The 17,291-nt window shown below is 57.6% G+C and carries 15 protein-coding genes; 6 read left to right on the forward strand and 9 right to left on the reverse strand.

Going from position 1 to position 17,291, the window contains the following annotated elements; translation table 11 throughout:
- Positions 1-959 (reverse strand): FtsX-like permease family protein (locus C4N24_RS13075; protein WP_347475240.1); only part of this gene is annotated, 959 nt, incomplete at its 3' end.
- Between the two features lie 581 nt (positions 960-1,540).
- Here C4N24_RS13075 and C4N24_RS13080 point away from each other — a divergent pair.
- From C4N24_RS13080 to C4N24_RS13105, 6 genes are all read left to right on the forward strand, one after another.
- Positions 1,541-1,825, forward strand: a complete 285-nt coding sequence (locus tag C4N24_RS13080; protein ID WP_112091769.1) for a hypothetical protein — start codon at positions 1,541-1,543, stop codon at positions 1,823-1,825.
- Positions 1,826-1,841: 16 nt separating this feature from the next.
- Entirely contained in the window at positions 1,842-2,609 is a 768-nt protein-coding gene (locus tag C4N24_RS13085) for a DUF4422 domain-containing protein (RefSeq protein WP_112091770.1), read from the forward strand.
- Positions 2,610-2,612: 3 nt separating this feature from the next.
- Positions 2,613-3,794 carry an EpsG family protein gene (locus C4N24_RS13090; protein ID WP_112091771.1) on the forward strand — a complete coding sequence of 394 codons (1,182 nt, stop codon included), beginning with the start codon at positions 2,613-2,615 and terminating at the stop codon, positions 3,792-3,794.
- A 24-nt stretch (positions 3,795-3,818) separates the two neighbouring features.
- Complete coding sequence (locus C4N24_RS13095) at positions 3,819-4,448, forward strand: sugar transferase (RefSeq protein ID WP_242983276.1); 630 nt, start codon at positions 3,819-3,821, stop codon at positions 4,446-4,448.
- Positions 4,449-4,484: 36 nt separating this feature from the next.
- Positions 4,485-5,300, forward strand: a complete 816-nt coding sequence (locus tag C4N24_RS13100; protein ID WP_146746811.1) for a hypothetical protein — start codon at positions 4,485-4,487, stop codon at positions 5,298-5,300.
- A 132-nt stretch (positions 5,301-5,432) separates the two neighbouring features.
- Positions 5,433-5,717 (forward strand): hypothetical protein, encoded by a 285-nt coding sequence (locus C4N24_RS13105; protein WP_112091774.1) that lies wholly within the window; start codon positions 5,433-5,435, stop codon positions 5,715-5,717.
- A 196-nt stretch (positions 5,718-5,913) separates the two neighbouring features.
- Here the strand turns inward: C4N24_RS13105 and C4N24_RS13110 are convergent, their stop codons facing one another.
- The 8 genes from C4N24_RS13110 to hslO form a co-directional block, all read right to left on the reverse strand.
- The gene (locus C4N24_RS13110; RefSeq protein WP_112091775.1) at positions 5,914-6,897 is read right to left on the reverse strand and encodes a diacylglycerol/lipid kinase family protein; all 984 of its coding nucleotides are present in this window, start codon (positions 6,895-6,897) and stop codon (positions 5,914-5,916) included.
- Positions 6,898-6,985: 88 nt separating this feature from the next.
- Positions 6,986-9,283 (reverse strand): ATP-dependent Clp protease ATP-binding subunit, encoded by a 2,298-nt coding sequence (locus C4N24_RS13115; protein ID WP_112091776.1) that lies wholly within the window; start codon positions 9,281-9,283, stop codon positions 6,986-6,988.
- 283 nt (positions 9,284-9,566) lie between these two features.
- Positions 9,567-10,415, reverse strand: coding sequence for a TPM domain-containing protein (locus C4N24_RS13120; RefSeq protein WP_112091777.1), 849 nt, complete (start codon positions 10,413-10,415; stop codon positions 9,567-9,569).
- Positions 10,416-10,430: 15 nt separating this feature from the next.
- A complete protein-coding gene (locus C4N24_RS13125) occupies positions 10,431-11,522 on the reverse strand; it encodes a hypothetical protein (protein WP_112091778.1) in 1,092 nt (363 codons plus the stop codon).
- 75 nt (positions 11,523-11,597) lie between these two features.
- A complete protein-coding gene (locus C4N24_RS13130; RefSeq protein WP_112091779.1) occupies positions 11,598-12,998 on the reverse strand; it encodes an SPFH domain-containing protein in 1,401 nt (466 codons plus the stop codon).
- A gap of 272 nt (positions 12,999-13,270) precedes the next feature.
- Complete coding sequence (locus C4N24_RS13135; RefSeq protein ID WP_112091780.1) at positions 13,271-14,713, reverse strand: TrkH family potassium uptake protein; 1,443 nt, start codon at positions 14,711-14,713, stop codon at positions 13,271-13,273.
- 12 nt (positions 14,714-14,725) lie between these two features.
- A complete protein-coding gene (trkA, locus tag C4N24_RS13140; RefSeq protein WP_112091781.1) occupies positions 14,726-16,078 on the reverse strand; it encodes a Trk system potassium transporter TrkA in 1,353 nt (450 codons plus the stop codon).
- Between the two features lie 304 nt (positions 16,079-16,382).
- Complete coding sequence (gene hslO / locus C4N24_RS13145; RefSeq protein ID WP_112091782.1) at positions 16,383-17,288, reverse strand: Hsp33 family molecular chaperone HslO; 906 nt, start codon at positions 17,286-17,288, stop codon at positions 16,383-16,385.
- Positions 17,289-17,291 lie beyond the last annotated feature (3 nt).

Here is a 17,291-nt window from a genome sequence, read left to right on the forward strand (position 1 = left end):
GCAGCACCGCAGCCCAGTGCAAACCCAGCAGCAACTGCTGCAAGCCCGGCAAAAAGCGCCTCCCACAGGCACATGAGCCGGAGATCCCGATTCTTAGCCCCCAGCGTCAGGAAGGTATTGATGGTATGTATACGCTTGTGCAGAACGATCAGAAAATACTGCGCCACTGCAAAAAAGCTGACCAGAATCGCTGCGACCAGCAAAAAGCGCAGGGAGAACGAAACGGTATCCTCCTGCGGGTAGGCATACTCGTTTGCCACTAAAGCAGGGTCGGTTGAAGCGGTCACGGGTGCGGCTGCATTCAAGTAATAAAACGTCTGGAACTTTTGCCCGTCTATGGCAAGCGGCTCTGCTACAATGCCGCTGACGGTCAGATTGCCGTTCAGATTCCAATACACATCATAGGCAGGCAAAACGCCGCACAGAGTATAGGCTTTTTCCATCACTGCGCCAGAGCCCGCCAGCGGGTCGTAATCATTGGCAGCGACCTTCAGCGTGACCGTCTGCCCTACGTCATAGGAGCAGCCCAGCGCATCCAGCAGTGTCGTCGTCATGGCGATCTCATCGGGCTGCGTGGGGAAATCACCGCTGATCGGCACGATACGTCCCAGCTGTGCAAAGGTATCGTCTACCGTTCCGATCCCGCCCGCCACACCATCGTCTGCACCGAGAACGATTCCGTTTTGGGTCACTGTGCTGACCTGTGCGGATGCGGGCAAGGCGTTTTGTACCTGTGCGGCATCCTCAGCTGTATCCGACAAACGCAGGTACTGCCATTCGCCATATAACTCACAGCGGGTGTCCTGCAATACCTGTGCAGAACTGACGGAGTAGATCACCGCCGCTGTCAGGAACGAGAAAACCAGTGTCAGCAAAAGCAGCAATAGGCTGGTCTGCTTCTTGCGGCCAAGCATCCCACGAAACGCCAGAATGATAGATGGACTTTCTTTGATTTTCATAAGGCACCCTCGCTGTATAAGCGAAAACACTTTGTCTCCAAAATTGTAATGCCACTCCATGTTTGGAGCTTTCCAGTTTCAATATACCATGGATTTTTTTTAAATCAAGACCTTTGGCAAAAGTGGTATGTCACACCGCTTGATGCGACCTTTTTACTGACCGCCTGTTTCAAAAAAGAAGTTGTCCTTACGATGGTGCTATCTTTATATTACGCTTTTGATCGTGGAGCAATGTATATGAACAACCGAGAAAACAGATTTTCCCGTTTCTGTCTGCATAGATAGGTCAATGATCCTACAAACACTTGACAGCAGGACAGGAAACGAGGTAAACTATTGCAAGTATAGGCTTATTCTGTCTTTCAGAATGAGATGATTCAATAGGGCACAAATGATTGCACTGGGATCCATTGGAACCCAGAGCTTTTGCTTATATTGCGGGACAGGGCGAAATTGGTGCTGTAGCAGATCACTATTTTTCAGCAAATAAAACCCTTATTGCAAAAATATATTGTAGATCAAAAGCACTCCTCTTTCCCAGAATGACTTCACCAAAATCATAACGAAAGGTTAAAGGAAAAATGAACTATCCTGCCAAGTATTTTGTACTGGAACAGGGCGAGCTGCCGGAGGTATCCGGCGGCGGCTTGCTGGATGTTTTTGACCGCGTGACCGCTTATACGTTTCAGAACCAGTTTCTGGGCAGTATGCGCACTGCCGTGTGGAACTGCCTGCTGCAAAAAAGCCTGCAGCCGACGGTAGACTGGGCAAAAGACTTCTGGCAGATGTCCCTCCTGCGAAAAGCGACCTTTCTGTACGGCGGTGTCCGGTTAGGGCAGACCGTGGCCAACTACTGGAAGATGTAAGACGGCAGGGTGATATATGGAGAACATCAAGCTGTTGGTGGCGATGCACAAAGCGTACTGTCTGCCGGAAGATGCAGTTTATGCGCCCATTCAGGTGGGCGGTGTACATATCCCGGGCATGGAAAACGCGCTGAGAGACGACACCGGAGAGAATATCTCAAACAAAAACAGATCCTATTGTGAGCTGACTGCTCTTTACTGGGGCTGGAAAAACCTGCAGGCAGATTATCTGGGGTTGGTGCATTACCGGCGTTATTTTGCCCGCAGAATGCCCGGCGGCAGAAAGTTTGACCGCATCGCATCAGGAACCGAGATCCATGCTGCACTGGAAAAAGCCCCTGTGATCCTGCCGAAAAAGCGCAATTATTGGATCGAAACGACCTATACCCAGTACATTCACGCCCATCATAAGGAAGATCTGGATGCTGTACAGAGTATCCTTGCAGAAAGATACGCAGCCTACCTGCCGGCCTACGCAGCTGTCATGGGGCGCACCAGCGGGCATCGGTTCAATATGTTCGTCATGCGCAGGGACATTCTGGATGCATACTGCACATGGTTGTTCGATGTGCTGGCAGAAGCCGAAAAGCGTATCGATGCAGACCGTTATGATGCGTATAATGGCCGTGTTTACGGTTTTCTGGCCGAGCGGCTGCTGGACGTCTGGATGGAAACGAACCATATTGCGTATACGGAACTGCCCGTGGTGTTTTTGGAAAATCAGCACTGGCTCAAAAAGGGCACTGCATTTCTCAGCCGTAAAATTCGATATAGGAGACCGTAAAGAATGCTGGTTTATATTGCGGCCACGCTGATCTCCTGCCTGTTGGCAGTCTGGTGCGAAAAACGGAACACCGATGCTCTGAACGCTATTGACAGCAAACAGCGCTGGGGAGCGCTTGTGCTCTGTTCCCTGCCGCTTATATTAGTAAGTGCGGCGCGGTGGGGCGTGGGCACAGATTTCCTTTATACCTATCTGCCGGAATTCCGGGCTCTGCAGTGGCTGCGGGCAGGCGGTGGCGATGCGCTGTGTCAGGAGCTGTTTGCGCCGATGCGCGAAGAGCTTACCCGGTGGGGGCTGTATGAGAGTCCAGAGTCTGCTTTGCAGTTCTTTTTGGGTGTGCTGGACAATTGCGAGCCAGGGTATCGGGTCTTGATGGAAGCTGCTGTGGCATTGGGCGGAAACTTTCGTCTTGTAATCGCGGCAACATCTGTTATAATAGGTCTGTGCGTTTATTATGCCATATTCACCCAGTGTTCTGCTCCGGTTCTGGCTATCTACCTCTATGTAGCCAGCAGCAATTATTTTCTCAGCATGAACATCATCCGGCAGTACATTGCCATTGGCATCGGGCTGGTGGCCGTACAGTTCATCCGGGAGAAGCGGCTCTTCCCTTTTCTGGCCTGCGTGGCGGTGGCAATGCTGTTCCACACTACAGCGGTGGTACTGCTGCCGTGTTATTTTTTGTGCCGGGTCGAGCTGAACCCCCGCTATGCCCTGTTGCTGACAGCAGGCGTGCTGGCCTGTTCTGGTGTTTTGGGTACGGCTGCTGCCTGGCTGATGCCGCGGATCGGGCTGGGATATTATGCCCGTTATCTGGGTTCTGCATGGAGTGAAGACGGCTTTGAGACGATGTTCTTTGTCATAAACCTGTGCGTTCTGCTGTTCTGCGGGCATTACTGGAATGCAGCAAAGCAGCGCTGTCCCTATTACGTTATTTGGTACAACATGACCTTGTTAGGGACTTTTGCACTGGCACTGTCCGGGGTGCTGCCGTTGATGAAACGGTTGAATTACTACTATGCAGCCCCGCAGTTCCTGCTGCTTCCGGAAGCGCTGCAGACAGAAACAGACCCGCACCGCCGCCGCATCCTGACCGGGTTGGTGGCAGTTGCCTTTGCGGCAGAAACTCTGGTAGCTGTAGTGCTGCTGAACAAAAACGAAGTGTTGCCATATCGACTGTGGTGATCACTGCATAAAGGAGAGAAAGTCGTGATCAAATGCACGGAGAGGTCAGGTGTCTATCAGGCAGTCAAACGCCTTTTTGATATTCTGGCAAGTCTTGCGGCTCTGGCGGTGTTGTCCCCGCTCTTTCTGGTGATCGCCATTTTGATTTTATCAGAAGACGGCAGACCGGTTTTTTACAAACACACCCGGGTGGGCAAGGGTGGAAAAACATTTCAGATGTACAAATTCCGCACAATGTATCAGGACCGGAGGATCGTTCTGACCCCGGAGCAGCAGGTGGAGCTGCAGCAGGAGTTCAAACTGGAAAACGATCCCCGTGTGACCCGGATCGGCAGCAAGCTGCGGATGTCCAGTCTGGATGAGCTGCCGCAGCTGCTGAACATCCTGAAAGGCGATATGAGCTTTGTGGGGCCGCGGCCCATTATGGAGCGGGAATTTGAATTTTATACTCCGGCGGAAACCGCAGCATTTCAGAGTGTCAAGCCCGGTCTGACCGGGTACTGGCAGGCGTATGCCCGCAACGATGCAACCTATCAGAGCGGGGAACGTCAGGCCATGGAGATGTACTACGTAAAGAATGTCTCCCCCTGGCTGGATATCCGTATCCTGTTCAAAACCGTAGGCGCAGTGCTGCGGAAGTCCGGTGTAAAGTAAGGCAGTAAGGCAACTTGTAAAAAGGAAGCAGCGTTTATGAAGAAAGCACTGAAAAAAACGTTGTGTGGGATCGGATCGTGTGCGGTAGTGGCAGGTGGTCTGCTGTATTTTAGAGCTCATACAGAGCCATCGCCTTTGCCCGTCAGTGAACCTCCGGCTGCACAGAGTGCGGTCTCTGAGCCGGAAAGCAATTCGTCGACAGATACAGCAAAAGAAGACGTTGAGACCCTGATCCAAGACGGCGAGAACATGAGCAGCTCGGAAGTGGAAGAACTGCTTGAAAAGATCGCCGCACAGGAAGAAAATGCTGCCGGAAGTGAAGCATCTGCTGCAGCCAGTTCATCCCGTCCGGTGGGGGCTTCCAGTGCAGATACCAGCACGGCTGCGGTCTCCAGTTCTGTTGTATCGCAAAGCCAGAGCACATCCGCTGCTGCTTCTCATCCACAGCAGGACGAATGCGACGCGCAGATCGAAGCGCTGGTAGCGCAGCTGTACCAGCAGCAGGAGCGCTATGAACGGGAGCTGCTGGAGATCATCCGGCAGGCACATCAGGAGTATGTTGCTTACCCAGAAGATCAGCGCAGCCTGATTTTGAAAGTACAGGTCGTTCTTGGAAAAACAAATGTTCTGACGGCGATGGAAAAGGACTGCGATGCCGAAGTGAATAATATATGCAGCCAGATGACGGCTATTCTCAAGGCAAATGGTCGGGATACTGCCATCGTGCGGGAAGTAAAAAAGACATACACCGATAAAAAAGCAGAACTCAAGCAGGAACTTATCCGTCAGACTTACAGCGGCGGCGATGGCAGCGGTTCGGCCGGGCATTGGCTGTATGATCGGCTGGAATGAAAATTTGTATCTACAGCAGTTTGCTTTTTTAGTGCCTAAGCAGCACCCGCAAACTGCATATCGCAAGCATGATGTTTTATAGGCACTTTTTTTGAAAATCGCGATAACAAACAACGATCACGAGGTGGAATTATGAAATACCCCTGCAATTACGATCTTCTCCGCGAAGAAGAAATGGTCTATATCGCTGGTGGTTCAGCGCTGGATGCATTCAACTACCTGTTTGGTGACTGGTTCCGCGATATGCTGCTTTCCGATATCCGCAATGCAACATGGGGCAGTATGCAGCAACTGAATGTACAGCCTGTGGTGGACACCGGCAAAAAGATCGCCAGTTGGGCTTGGCCGGCACAGCTGGCCTATGGGTACGGTTTCTACCGTCTGGCGCTGACCGTAAAGAGCTTTCTGACCCAGTAAAATGAAAAAACGAAGCCGTCAGAGTATCATGTGATATCTATCACACGGTACTCTGGCGGCTTCTTATTTTATAGCAATTCAACTTTTTAATGCAACAGCAGCAGCATTGCATTGCATATCGCAGATATGCTGTTTGAATGTTGCACTAATTTCTTGACTTGCGATAACGATCATTCTGCTATCACTTCGGTTCCAGTCACTTCACGCCTGCCTTTTTCGCGGTAAAACGCTGATACGCAGGCAGCGGCAGCAGCACATGGCCTGCCAGCGGCTGCACCTGTACCGACACCTGCTTGCAGGGAGCACACTCGCCGTCCACGGTGGCAATGATCGGCCCGCGGCCATCTGCTGCCCGCAGGCTGACCGATTTTGCGCGGCGATAGATAAAGTAAGGCTTTGCGGCCTCGGTGAGCTGGCCGTTTTGAAAGTGCTGGCCGTTTTTGTACAGCATCAGCAGCTTTGCAATGACCCGGCGGCTGACCTTGCGCACGATGAACACATCAAGCCAGCCGTCATCCGGCTGTGCCTCCGGCCCTGCCATAAAACCGCCGCCGTAGGCGCGGCCATTGCACACCGCGCACATCAGGCAGTCCACGGTCAGCACCTCGCCGTCAATGACGTACTCCACCCTGCGGCCGATATGCCCGCACAGCTGTTGTACGATGGACAGTGCATAAGCTGCTTCGCCGCCGCACAGCGGGATGCGCCGGAACTTGGGGATGCCGTAGGCCACCTGTGCGTCCAGACCGGCGGCGCAGATGGTGGCAGAAAGCCCCAGACTGGTGCGCATCAGGTCGATGGGTACTGCCCCGCCTGCCAGCTGGGCGTCCAGATCCAGAAACTCCTCCTTTGTACCGTAGGTGCGCAGAAAGTCGTTGCCGCTGCCATAGGGCAGGCAGCCCACGGCGGTCTTATCAAAGCCGTGGGCACCGGTGAGCGCCTCGTTGAAGGTGCCGTCACCGCCGGCGGTAAAAATGCGCAGCTCCACCCCGGCCTTCTGGGCGGCAGCGGCGGCAGCGCGGGACAGCTCCCGGGCGTGGCCTGCGTGGGTGGTAACACGAATAGTGTAGTCCTCCGGGGCAAGCCCGGCACCGGCAGCAGCCGCCGCGATCTGCTGCGGCAGGGTGCGGGTACAATCAGCCTTTCCGGCTGTGGGGTTCAGAAGAAACAGCGTGTGCATCGGGGATCCTCCCTGTTGTAACTCTATTTCCTCTATAATAGTCGAAAACCGCGCCGGTTGCAAGCAAAAATGCTATTTTGCTATTTTCTTATAGGGTTACGGTCTCATCCTCCCGCAAAACGATACTGCCATCGGCGGCGCAGTCTGCCGTCCAGTGCTGTCCCACACAGGCAGTCCCAGCAGCAATGCGGTTTGCCAGTGCCTGCTCCACTGCCCTGTCCACCTGACGGCGCAGCTCCCGCGCGCCGTAGGCCGATCGAGCCCGGGCAGCCAGTGCCGCTCCTACCTGCGGGGTGTGGCGCAGCCGGTAGCCGCTGCGAGCAGCGCGCTGCTCCAGCTGGCAGAGCATTTTTTCTGCAATGGCGCAGAGGTTTTCCTCCCCCAGCGGACGGAACACGATCACTTCATCCAGCCGCCCGAGCAGCTCTGGGTGGAACCACTTTTTTGCTTCCTCCACAGCCTGCGCGGACTGCTTTTCAAACACGGCTTCTGCCCCGGCGGCAAAGCCCAGCGGCGCGTTCTGCCCTGCCAGAAACCGTGCGCCCAAGTTGGAAGTAAGCAGCACGATGGTGTTGCGGAAATCCGCCTTGCGCCCCATGGCATCGGTCAGCTGACCATCCTCCAAAATTTGCAACAGGATATTCTGGATATCCGGGTGTGCCTTTTCGATCTCGTCAAACAGCACCACGCTGTACGGGCGGCGGCGCACAGCCTCGGTCAGCTGCCCGCCCTCATCGTGGCCGAGGTAGCCCGGCGGCGCGCCCAGCAGCCGGGCAGCGGTGTGCTGCTCCTGATACTCCGACATATCGAACTTGAGCAGCGCTTTCTCGCTGCCGAACCAGCTGACTGCCAGCGCCCGTGCCAGTGCGGTCTTTCCCACGCCGGTAGGGCCTAAAAACAGCATGGCACCAATGGGACGCCCCGGCTCGCCCAGACCGGTGCGGCTGCGCCGGATGGCTCCCGCCACAGCTGCCACCGCCCGCTGCTGGCCGACGATCTCCGCGTTCAGGCGGCTTTCCAGCTTGTCCAGCCGCTCCCGCTCCTGCTCGCCCACCCGCTGGGCAGGCACGCCGCTGGCGGCTGCCACCACCCGGGCGATATCCTCCGGGGCAAGCACCGGCTGGGTGCGCTGCTCCTTTTCGGCAAGGATGCGCGCCGCTGCACAGGCTTCGTCCACAAGGTCGATAGCCTTATCCGGCAGGCAGCGCCCGGGCAGGTACCGCACCGAAAGCTCCACCGCCGCCTGCAAGGTCTGGGGCGGCAGGCGCACATTGTGGTACCGCTCGTAGCGGGGCGCAAGACCGTTGAGGATCTCCACTGCCTGTGCGGGGGTAGGTTCCTCCACCTGCACCCTGCCAAAGCGGCGTTCCAGCGCGGCGTCCTTCTGGATGTGGGTGCGGAATTCCTGATTGGTAGTTGCGCCGATGAGCTGCAATTCGCCCCGGGCAAGCACCGGTTTCAGGATGCTGGCGGCGTCGATCGCGCCCTCGGCGGCACCGGCACCCACGATGGTGTGGAACTCGTCGATAAACAGGATGGCAGTGCCATCCCGCACCAGCTCTTCCAGCAGGTTTTTCAGCCGCTCCTCAAAATCGCCCCGGTACTTGGTGCCCGCCACCAGACTGGCCATATCCAGCGCCAGCAGCCGCCGCCCCTGCAGTGCTCTGGGCACCTGTCCGGCAGCAATGCGCAGCGCCAGACCCTCGGCCAGCGCCGTTTTGCCCACGCCCGGCTCGCCGATCAGGCAGGGGTCGTTTTTCTGGCGGCGGCACAGGATCTCCACCATGCGGTCAAGCTCCGCTTCCCGGCAGAACACCGGGTCCAGCTCCCCTTCGGCGGCGCGGCGGGTCAGGTCGCGGCAATATTTATCGCTGGCACGGCTGCCCCGGGGGATGCTGGCCGACACCCGTGGCTGGGCGGGCAGCACGAACTGTCCGCTCAGCTGGCGGCACTCCCGCACCGCCTCGGTGAGCGGAAGCCCCATCTCCGCCAGCAGCAGCCCGGCGGCGCAGCCGTCATCTTCCAGCATGGCGCAAAGCAGGTGCTCCGGCTCTGCCCGGCTGACATGGGCGTTCTGCGCCCCGATGAGCGCATAGTCCATGGTGCGGCGCAGATCCGGTGCCATAGCCCGCCTGTCCAGCCGCTGTGCCGGGCCGCTGCGCCGCTGCGCCAGCTGGCGGCGCACCTCCGGCTCGGTGATGTTTTTCCGGGTGAGGAACTGCGCCGCAGCGCCCTGCTGCTGTAACATTGCCAGCAAAAGGTGGCCGGTATCCGCCTGTTCACAGCCCAGATCACCCGCCAGCTGCACCGCCTGCTGTAACAGCCGCGCCGCCGGGCGCGAAAAGCCCCGGTAGCCGCCCATGCCCAGATTTTTCCAAATGCCCATGTGTCTGCTCCTTGCTGCATATAAAATCGTCTGCACTGGAAGTATAGCCCCAAAGGCGCAGAAAAAATCAGTCGTTTGTGTCGGGCGGCAGAAAAGTGATGGCTATAGCAGTTTGCGTTTTTAATGCACAAACAACATCCGCAAACAGCATATCGCAAATATGCTGTTTTGATAGGCACTATTATTGAAAATTGCGATAAAAGAACAACGCCGGAAAGTCCGCAGACCTTCCGGCGTTGCATTGCTATGGGAGGGACAGTTTACAGCAGCCCTCTATATTTTTTCAGAATGAACCGCCACCGCCGCCATGGGTCGAGCCGCTGGAGGAGGTGTGGGTGGAACTGCCGCCGGAATCGCCGGAGCTGGTCTCCTTTGGCCGCTCGGTGCGGTGCACGTCCCGGTACAGGAACAGATCCCGCTGGTTGGTCAGCTTCATACTGCCCTGCCGCACATAATCGGTTGCGTCCCGCTGCGGTGCCACGCTCTTGAGCTGGCCCTTCATCACGCCGGTCACGATCAGCGCCGTCACCAGACCAATGACCAGCGCCACGCCCAGATACACGATCGAGAACGGCTCCTTGGGCATATTGTCTACGTCATAGGGGTGACCTTCGCGGGCGGCGGTGACATACGAATCCGTCCACTGGATAAAGGTGCGGAAGGCGGCGGCGTAATCGCCGTCTGCCATATCGGGGGTCATCTGCTCGCCAAGGTACTGGATGCCGGCATCCGTAAATGCGGTGATGCCGTAGCCGCAGGTGGAGATGTGCCACTTGCGGTCGCCTGTGCTTACCAGCAGCAGTACGCCGTCACGGTCTGCACCGTAGCCGAACTGACAGTAGTCATAGAGGTCATCGGCGTATTCCTCCATGCTGGTGTAGCCCTCACTTTCCAGCGAGTCGATGGTGGCAATGGTCACATCAAAGCTCTGGCGGACGCTCAGCTCCTCCAGTGAAGCTTCCAGTTCGCTGTCCTCGTCCTCGGTCAGGACTTCTGCGCTGTCGTTCAGGCGGTAGTATAGGTCAGCAAAACCATTTTCGGCAGCAAAAGCCGGTACGGCCAGCGCCAGCAAGAGCACCAGTGCTGCCAGCGCAGCACAGAGGGAGCGCAACGGGGTAACAGTCTTTTTCATCTTCCGTTCCCTCCTTTACAGAATCCCTGCCAGCCACAGCAGCCACATGACCGCATAGGACGCGGCGCCAACGGCTGCCGTAAGCCCCAGCGTCCACTTGCGGGCAGCGGCCTTATCCACCGGCAAATTGCCTACAAACTTACCGGTCTGGCCGTTCATGGCAAAGATGTAATTCTCGCCGCGCCAGCTGGTGCTCAGCACCCAGACTGGGAACAGGGCATACTTTGCCTTGCCGCCGTGCAGCTGGATACTGCTGTTCTCCACCTTGACCGAGTCGTAACCGGTGACTGTCTGGGTAAAGGCGTCCTCGGTGGACTGGCGGATACGCTCGTTGGCGCGCTCGATGCTCTTTTTGGCGTCCACATCGTACTTATCTGCCACATAGCCTGCCAGATACGCAGTGTTGAAGGCCACTGCATCCTGCATGGCAAAGGGCTCGATGGATTCCATCAGGTCATCTGCCATCTTGGAGGAGCCGTCCACCGGAACCGCGTCAAAGCCCAGCACGCCATCCCGGCGCACAGAGTAGTAGCTGGTCTCGGTGTAATCATAGTCGTCATCCGACCAGCAGCGGGTGCGGGTAGCGGTAAAGCGCAGCTGGGCATCGGCATCGCTGTCGTACAGCCAGAAGGGCACATACACGCCCTTGATCTCGTCGATATGGTTCTGGCTGCGGAACACCTTGGGCAGCAGGGTCTTGCCCTTGAGGTGCTCCTGCAGCTTTTCCTTAGCTGCCTTTTTGTCCAGCTTGAAGGGGATGATGAGGTCGGGGCGCAGGTCTCCGGCAAACTGTCCGGTCAGCACGATGGGGTTGCCGCAGAAGGGGCAGGCCGAAGCCGCCATGGTGTCGTCGCCCACGATCTCGCCGCCGCAGCTCTTGCAGCTGTAAGTATGCAGACCGGCGGTCTCCCCTTCTGCCCAGCCGCCGCCGGGGGTAGTCCAGTTCATCCTGCTGGGCTTCGCATCCTTCAGATCCTCATCGTAACCCTTCAGTGCGTCCACCTCAAACTCGGTGTCGCAGTAGGGGCATTTCAGCTTCTGGGTGGTGCTGTCAAATTTGATCGCACCATCGCAGCAGGGGCACTTATATTCCAGCATTCCTGCCATAGTGTTTCCTCCTATAGTCTGCGGGGCAAGGAGTCCTTCCCTGCCCCGCAGCGTGATCGGTCATTGTGCGCAGATTCAGCTGCGGTCGTTCTCGTCGAAAGGATCGCCGCACTCCGGGCAGAACTTGGGCGGGTGCGCGGGGTCAGCCGGTTCCCAGCCGCACTTGTCGCACTTATATTTAGGCATACCGGCGGGACGGGGTTTGCCGCACTCGGAGCAGAACTTGCCTTTGTTCACCGCACCGCAGCTGCAAGTCCAGCCCTCTGCTGCCGCCGGGCGGGGCTTGCCACACTCCGGGCAGAACTTGCCGGTGACGGTGGCACCGCAGCTGCAAGTCCAGCTGTCGGCAGCGGGCTTCGGCTCCGGCTTTTTGCTGCCGCATTCCGGGCAGAACTTGCCGGTAACGGTAGCGCCGCAGCTGCACTGCCAGCTGCCAGCGGCAGAAGACTGCTGCTGGGGCGCTGCGGGCTGCTGACCCATGGCAAACAGATTCTGGGCGTTCATGCCGTTTGCACCGGCTGCCATGCCCATGCCCATAAAACCGGTCATGGCACCGGCGGTGTTGCCGGCGGCGGTCTTCATGGCATCGATCTGACCACCCACCAGACGGGCGGCAGCGGTGGTGGGGTCGGTGGTCATGGCGTTCTCTTCCCACTCGGTGATCTTCTTCTGCTGTTCCTCCGGGATGGACAGAGAGTTGATGTTGAAGGAGAACACCTCAATACCCCGCTTCTTGCGCCAGACGTTGGACAGCTGCTCGTTGAGGGCGTCCGAGATCTCCAGCGTGTGGGCGGGGATCTCGTAATACTGCACCTTGTTGGCGGAAAGGGTGGCCAGCGCCGGCTGCAAAGCGTTCATCAGTTCGCTCTTCAGGCGGGGAGCCAGCTCCGAGGCATCGTACTGGTTGGAGACATTGCTGCACACATTGGTGTAGAACAGCAGCGGGTCGCAGATGCGGTAAGTAAAGCTGCCGTTACAGCGGATATTCACCGAGAGCTTATAGCCCCGCTCCTCGCTGACCACCACCCGGAATGGGATGGGCGTCGCGGTGCCGTACAGGATCTCGCCCAGCTCCTTGGTGTTGATGTAGTACACGCGCTGATCCTTGCCGGTGTCGCCGCCATAGGTAAAGCGCTTGGCTACGGTCTGGAAGGTAGCTGCCAGACTGTCGCCGAAGTTGCCGGTGAACACGCTGGGCTCGGTGGATGCGTCAAAGGTAAACTCGCCCGGCTCGGCGCACACCTCCACCACCTTGCCCTGCTCCACGATCAGCATACACTGACCGTCTGCCACGGCAATGCCGCTGCCGTTGGTGATGATGTTGTCCTCGCCGTGGTTGGAACTGCGGCGGGAGCTGCGCTTCTGGCCCTTGACCATCAGCACATCCTTGTCCAGAGAATCGCAATAGAAAAATTCCTTCCACTGGTCTGCAAGAGTTCCGCCCAGTGCGCCCATACCTGCTTTGATCAAACCCATAGTAATTTCCTCCTGTACGTTTTATTGTTTTGCTTTCTTCTTTTTTATCATGCAGAACGATTTCGTTTGTAAAAAGGTTCTGCCTGCTCAGGGGTAAGGGTCAGATAATTGATATTATAATCATACTGCAATGCGGCGCTGAACGCAAGGCATTTCTAACCGTTGCCACCTGCCATTCCGGCTTTCTTTACAAAAAAGAACACCGGTGCGTCCATAGACACTCCGGTGTTCCGAAATAATATTTTTATGCTTGTCCCGTGCCACAAAAGCACTTAGAACCGCCGCCATGTATCGGGCATGAACAGCACCAGCATGGGGAAGATCTCCAGACGGCCGGCCAGCATATCGAAGATCAGTACCAGCTTTGCGGGGTCTGCAAAGCAGCCGAAGTTCTGCATGGGGCCTGCCATTTCCAAGCCCGGGCCGATGTTGTTCAGAGTAGCAGCCACGGCGGTAAAGTTCGTCACCATATCAAAGCCGTTCAGGCTGATGAGGAAGAAGGAGGCCGCAAAGATAAAGATATAGGCCGCAATGAACACGTTGGTGGTGCGGATGGTCTCGTGGTTCAGCAGCTTGCCGTCCATGCGGGCGGGTGCCACCACCTGCGGGTGCAGGGCAGTCTTGAGTTCCTTAACTAAGGTCTTGCCCAGAATGAGGAAACGGCTCACTTTGATGCCGCCGCCGGTACTGCCGGCGCAGGCACCAATGAACATGAGCATGACCAAGATCTCCTTGGAGAGAGTCGGCCACAGGTCAAAGTCGCAGCTGGAAAAGCCGGTGGTGGTGATGATGGAACCTACCTGAAACGCGGCCTGCCGCAGCGCCACGCCGAAGCTGTTGTACATACTATAAATATTGGCGGTGATGATGCCCACTGCCACCGCGATGACCACAAAGTAGCCCCGCACCTCCTCGCTGGCAGCAGCGCGGCGGAACTTGCGCATGAGCAGCAGGAAGTAGGCGTTGAAGTTGACGCCGAACAGGATCATGAAGATGGTCACGACCCACTGGATGTAGGGCGAAAAGCTGCCAAAGCTGTCGTTGCGGAAGCCAAAGCCGCCGGTGCCCGCCGTACCAAAGGCGGTGAGCAGTGCCTCGAACAGGGGCATTCTGCCAATCAGCAGGAACACCAGTTCCAGCATGGTGAGGGCAAAATAGATGCCGTACAGAATTTTAGCGGTAGACTGCACCTTGGGCACCAGCTTATCCACCTGCGGGCCGGGGCTTTCCGCCTTCATCAGGTTGACGTGGGAGCCGCCGGTCAGCGGCAGCAGCGAGAGCAGGAACACCAGAACGCCCATGCCGCCGATCCAGTGGGTGAAACTGCGCCAGAACAGAATGCCCTTGGGCAGATCCTCCACGCCGGGCAGAATGCTGGCACCGGTGGTGGTAAAGCCGGAGACCGTCTCAAACAGGGCGTCCACGGGGTTCGGGATGCAGCCGGTGAGCACAAAGGGCACCGCGCCCATCACCGAGATGAATACCCAGCACAGCGAGGTAGCCGCAAAGCCCTCGCGCATATAGAACACCTTGCTGCGGGGTTTGATGGTGTGCAGGGCGTAGCCGATGCCGGCGCTGACCGCAGCTGTGAGCAGAAACACGCCCAGCACCATCCACTCGCCATACACTAAGCTGGCGGCGGCGGGCAGCAGCAACAACGCGCCCTCGATCATCAGCACATAGCCCAGCAGACGGAAAACGATCGCATAATTCATAGTCTGCCTCCGTCAGTGCTCCACGATATCGCGCAGATCGTGCAGGCCATGCTCCAGCGTGACCACGATGACGTTGTCGCCCACCTGGATCTGGTCGCCGCCGCGGGGGATCAAAATCTTGCTGCCGCGGGTAATGCAGCACAGCAGCAGGTTCTTTTTCAGGTGCAGCTGGCTCAGGGGCACACCGGTGGCGGCGCTCTCCTCGTGCACCGTAAATTCCAGCGCCTCCACGCGGTCGTCCAGTATGCGGTACAGAGTCTTGATGTTGTTGCCCGCCTCGTTTTGCAGGGCGCGGACGTACTGCACGATGTAGTCACAGGTCATGTACTTGGGGTAGACCACGCTGCCCAGATCCAGCCCGGCCAGAATATCGTCAAATTCCAGACGGTTGACTTTGGTCACCAGCTTGCCGTTGGAGTGCTTTTTGGCAAATAGGGTCAGCAGCACGTTCTCCTCGTCAATGTTGGTCAACGCCACAAAAGCCTCGGTGGATTCCAGACCCTCGGAAAGCAAAAACTCGCGGTTGGAGCCGTCCTCGTTCAGGATCTGTGCGCCGGGCAGCTGCTCGGCCAGCTCTACGCAGCGGGCGGCGTCCCGCTCCACGATGCGCACCCGCACATGGTTTTCCAGCAGTTCCTGACTGAGGTAGTAGGCAATGGCACCGCCGCCCACGATGAGGGCGTTGCGCACCGGCTGCACTGGCAGATGCAGCTGCTGGAAGAAGGCGTGCGCCTTTTCCTGCGTGGCAAGGAAAGTGACCTGATCACCTTTTTGCAGCACAAAGTTACCGTTGGGGATGATGACCCCGCCGTCACGCTCCACCGCGCACACCAGAATATCGCTCTTGAGCCGGGTGGGGATCTCGCGGATGGCTACGCCGTCCAGCGCATCGGGCAGCGCAAACTTGATCAGCCGCACACGGCCGTCCGCAAAGGTATCGATCTTGCTGGCACCGGGGAACCGCAGCAGATGGGAGATCTCCTTTGCCGCTGCCATTTCCGGGTTGATGATGGCGGAAATGCCGATCTGCTTTTTGATAAAGTCCAGCTCATGGCTGTAGGACGGGTTGCGCACACGGGCAATGCCGTGGCAGTGACCCGCCTTTTTGGCAAACATACAGCAAAGCAGGTTCAGTTCGTCCGAGCCGGTGACCGCAATGAACACGTCCGCATCCTCAATGCCCGCCTCGGACAGGGTGGTGATGGACGAGCCATTGCCCACGATGCCCAGCACGTCGTAGCTTTCGGTCAGGTGCTCCACGCGCGCCTTGTTGGTGTCCACCACAGTCACGTTGTGGCCTTCCTCGCTGAGCTGGCGCGCCAGAGCCGTGCCAACCTTGCCGCCGCCCACCAGAATGATCTTCATAACAAGTCCTTTCTCCTTTGGCAGCCCCTTTTTCCGGGGCTAGCAATTACAGTTTAGTATAACATATCCCACCGCAAAGTTCTACCGTTTGCCCCGCAAATACATTGAATTGCTAAAAAAGCGACAGTTCTTTTGTGCAAAACAGCCTGCACGTTCTATAAAAGTCCGCTTTTTGTTTACACCTGCTGGCGTTTCTGCGCATTTTTCTTGCTGGCAGTGTTCGGCACACTGATTTTTTCATAAAAACACCCCCAGTACCGGATATCCGGCATTGGGGGTACGTATCATCGCTTCTTCGGTGTGGTTATTCTTTGGACTGGGCGGCTTCGGCGGCCTGTGCATCATACTCGGCAAGCAGAGCGTTGAGGTCGTACTGATACTTACTGTGGCAGAAGTGGCACACCACCTCACAGGTGGGGTCCTCGTCCCGCATCCGCGCAAGCTCGGCACGGCCAAGGCTGAGCAGCATCTCTTTGGTACGCTCGGCGCTGCAATCGCACTGGTACTGCACCGTACGCTCGTCCAGCACATTGGGGGCAAAGCCTGCCAGTGCCATCTGCATCATGTCCTCGGGGGTCTTGCCCGCATGGAGCAGCTCGGTGACGGAGGGCATGGCGTTGATGTTCTTTTCCAGCTGGTCGATCTCGGCATCGGTAGCGCCGGGCAGCAGCTGCACCATAAAGCCGCCGGCGCAGAGGATGGACAGATCCTTGTCCACCAGAACGCCCAGCGCCATCACGGTGGGCACCTGCTCGCTGTAGGCATAGTAGCTGGTCAGATCCTCGGCGATCTCGCCGGATACCAGCGGCACCTGCCCGACTGTGGGCTCCTTTTGCAGGCGGTTATCGCGGATGACGGTCAGCACGCCATCCTTGCCCACGGCGGTGCCCACGTCCAAGTGGCCGTTGGCTTTGGCGGGCAGCTCCACCAGCGGGTTGTCAATGCAGCCCTTCACGTTGCCGGTGCCGTCGGTGCAGGCAATAAGCACGCCCGCAGGGCCACCGCCCGCCACACGCAGGGTGATACGGTCGCGGTCGTCCTTGAGCATGGAGCCCATCAGGGTAGCGCCCGTGAGCAGACGGCCCAGTGCCGCGCTGCAGGTGGCGCTTGTGGTGTGAAGCTTTTCGGCTTTACGGACGATATCGGTGGAATCCACACCGCAGAACACGACACCGCCGTTCTCGGACAGGCCGCGGATCAGGTTTGCCATAGG

The organism is Faecalibacterium prausnitzii, assembly GCF_003287405.1.
Classification (GTDB): domain Bacteria; phylum Bacillota; class Clostridia; order Oscillospirales; family Ruminococcaceae; genus Faecalibacterium; species Faecalibacterium intestinale.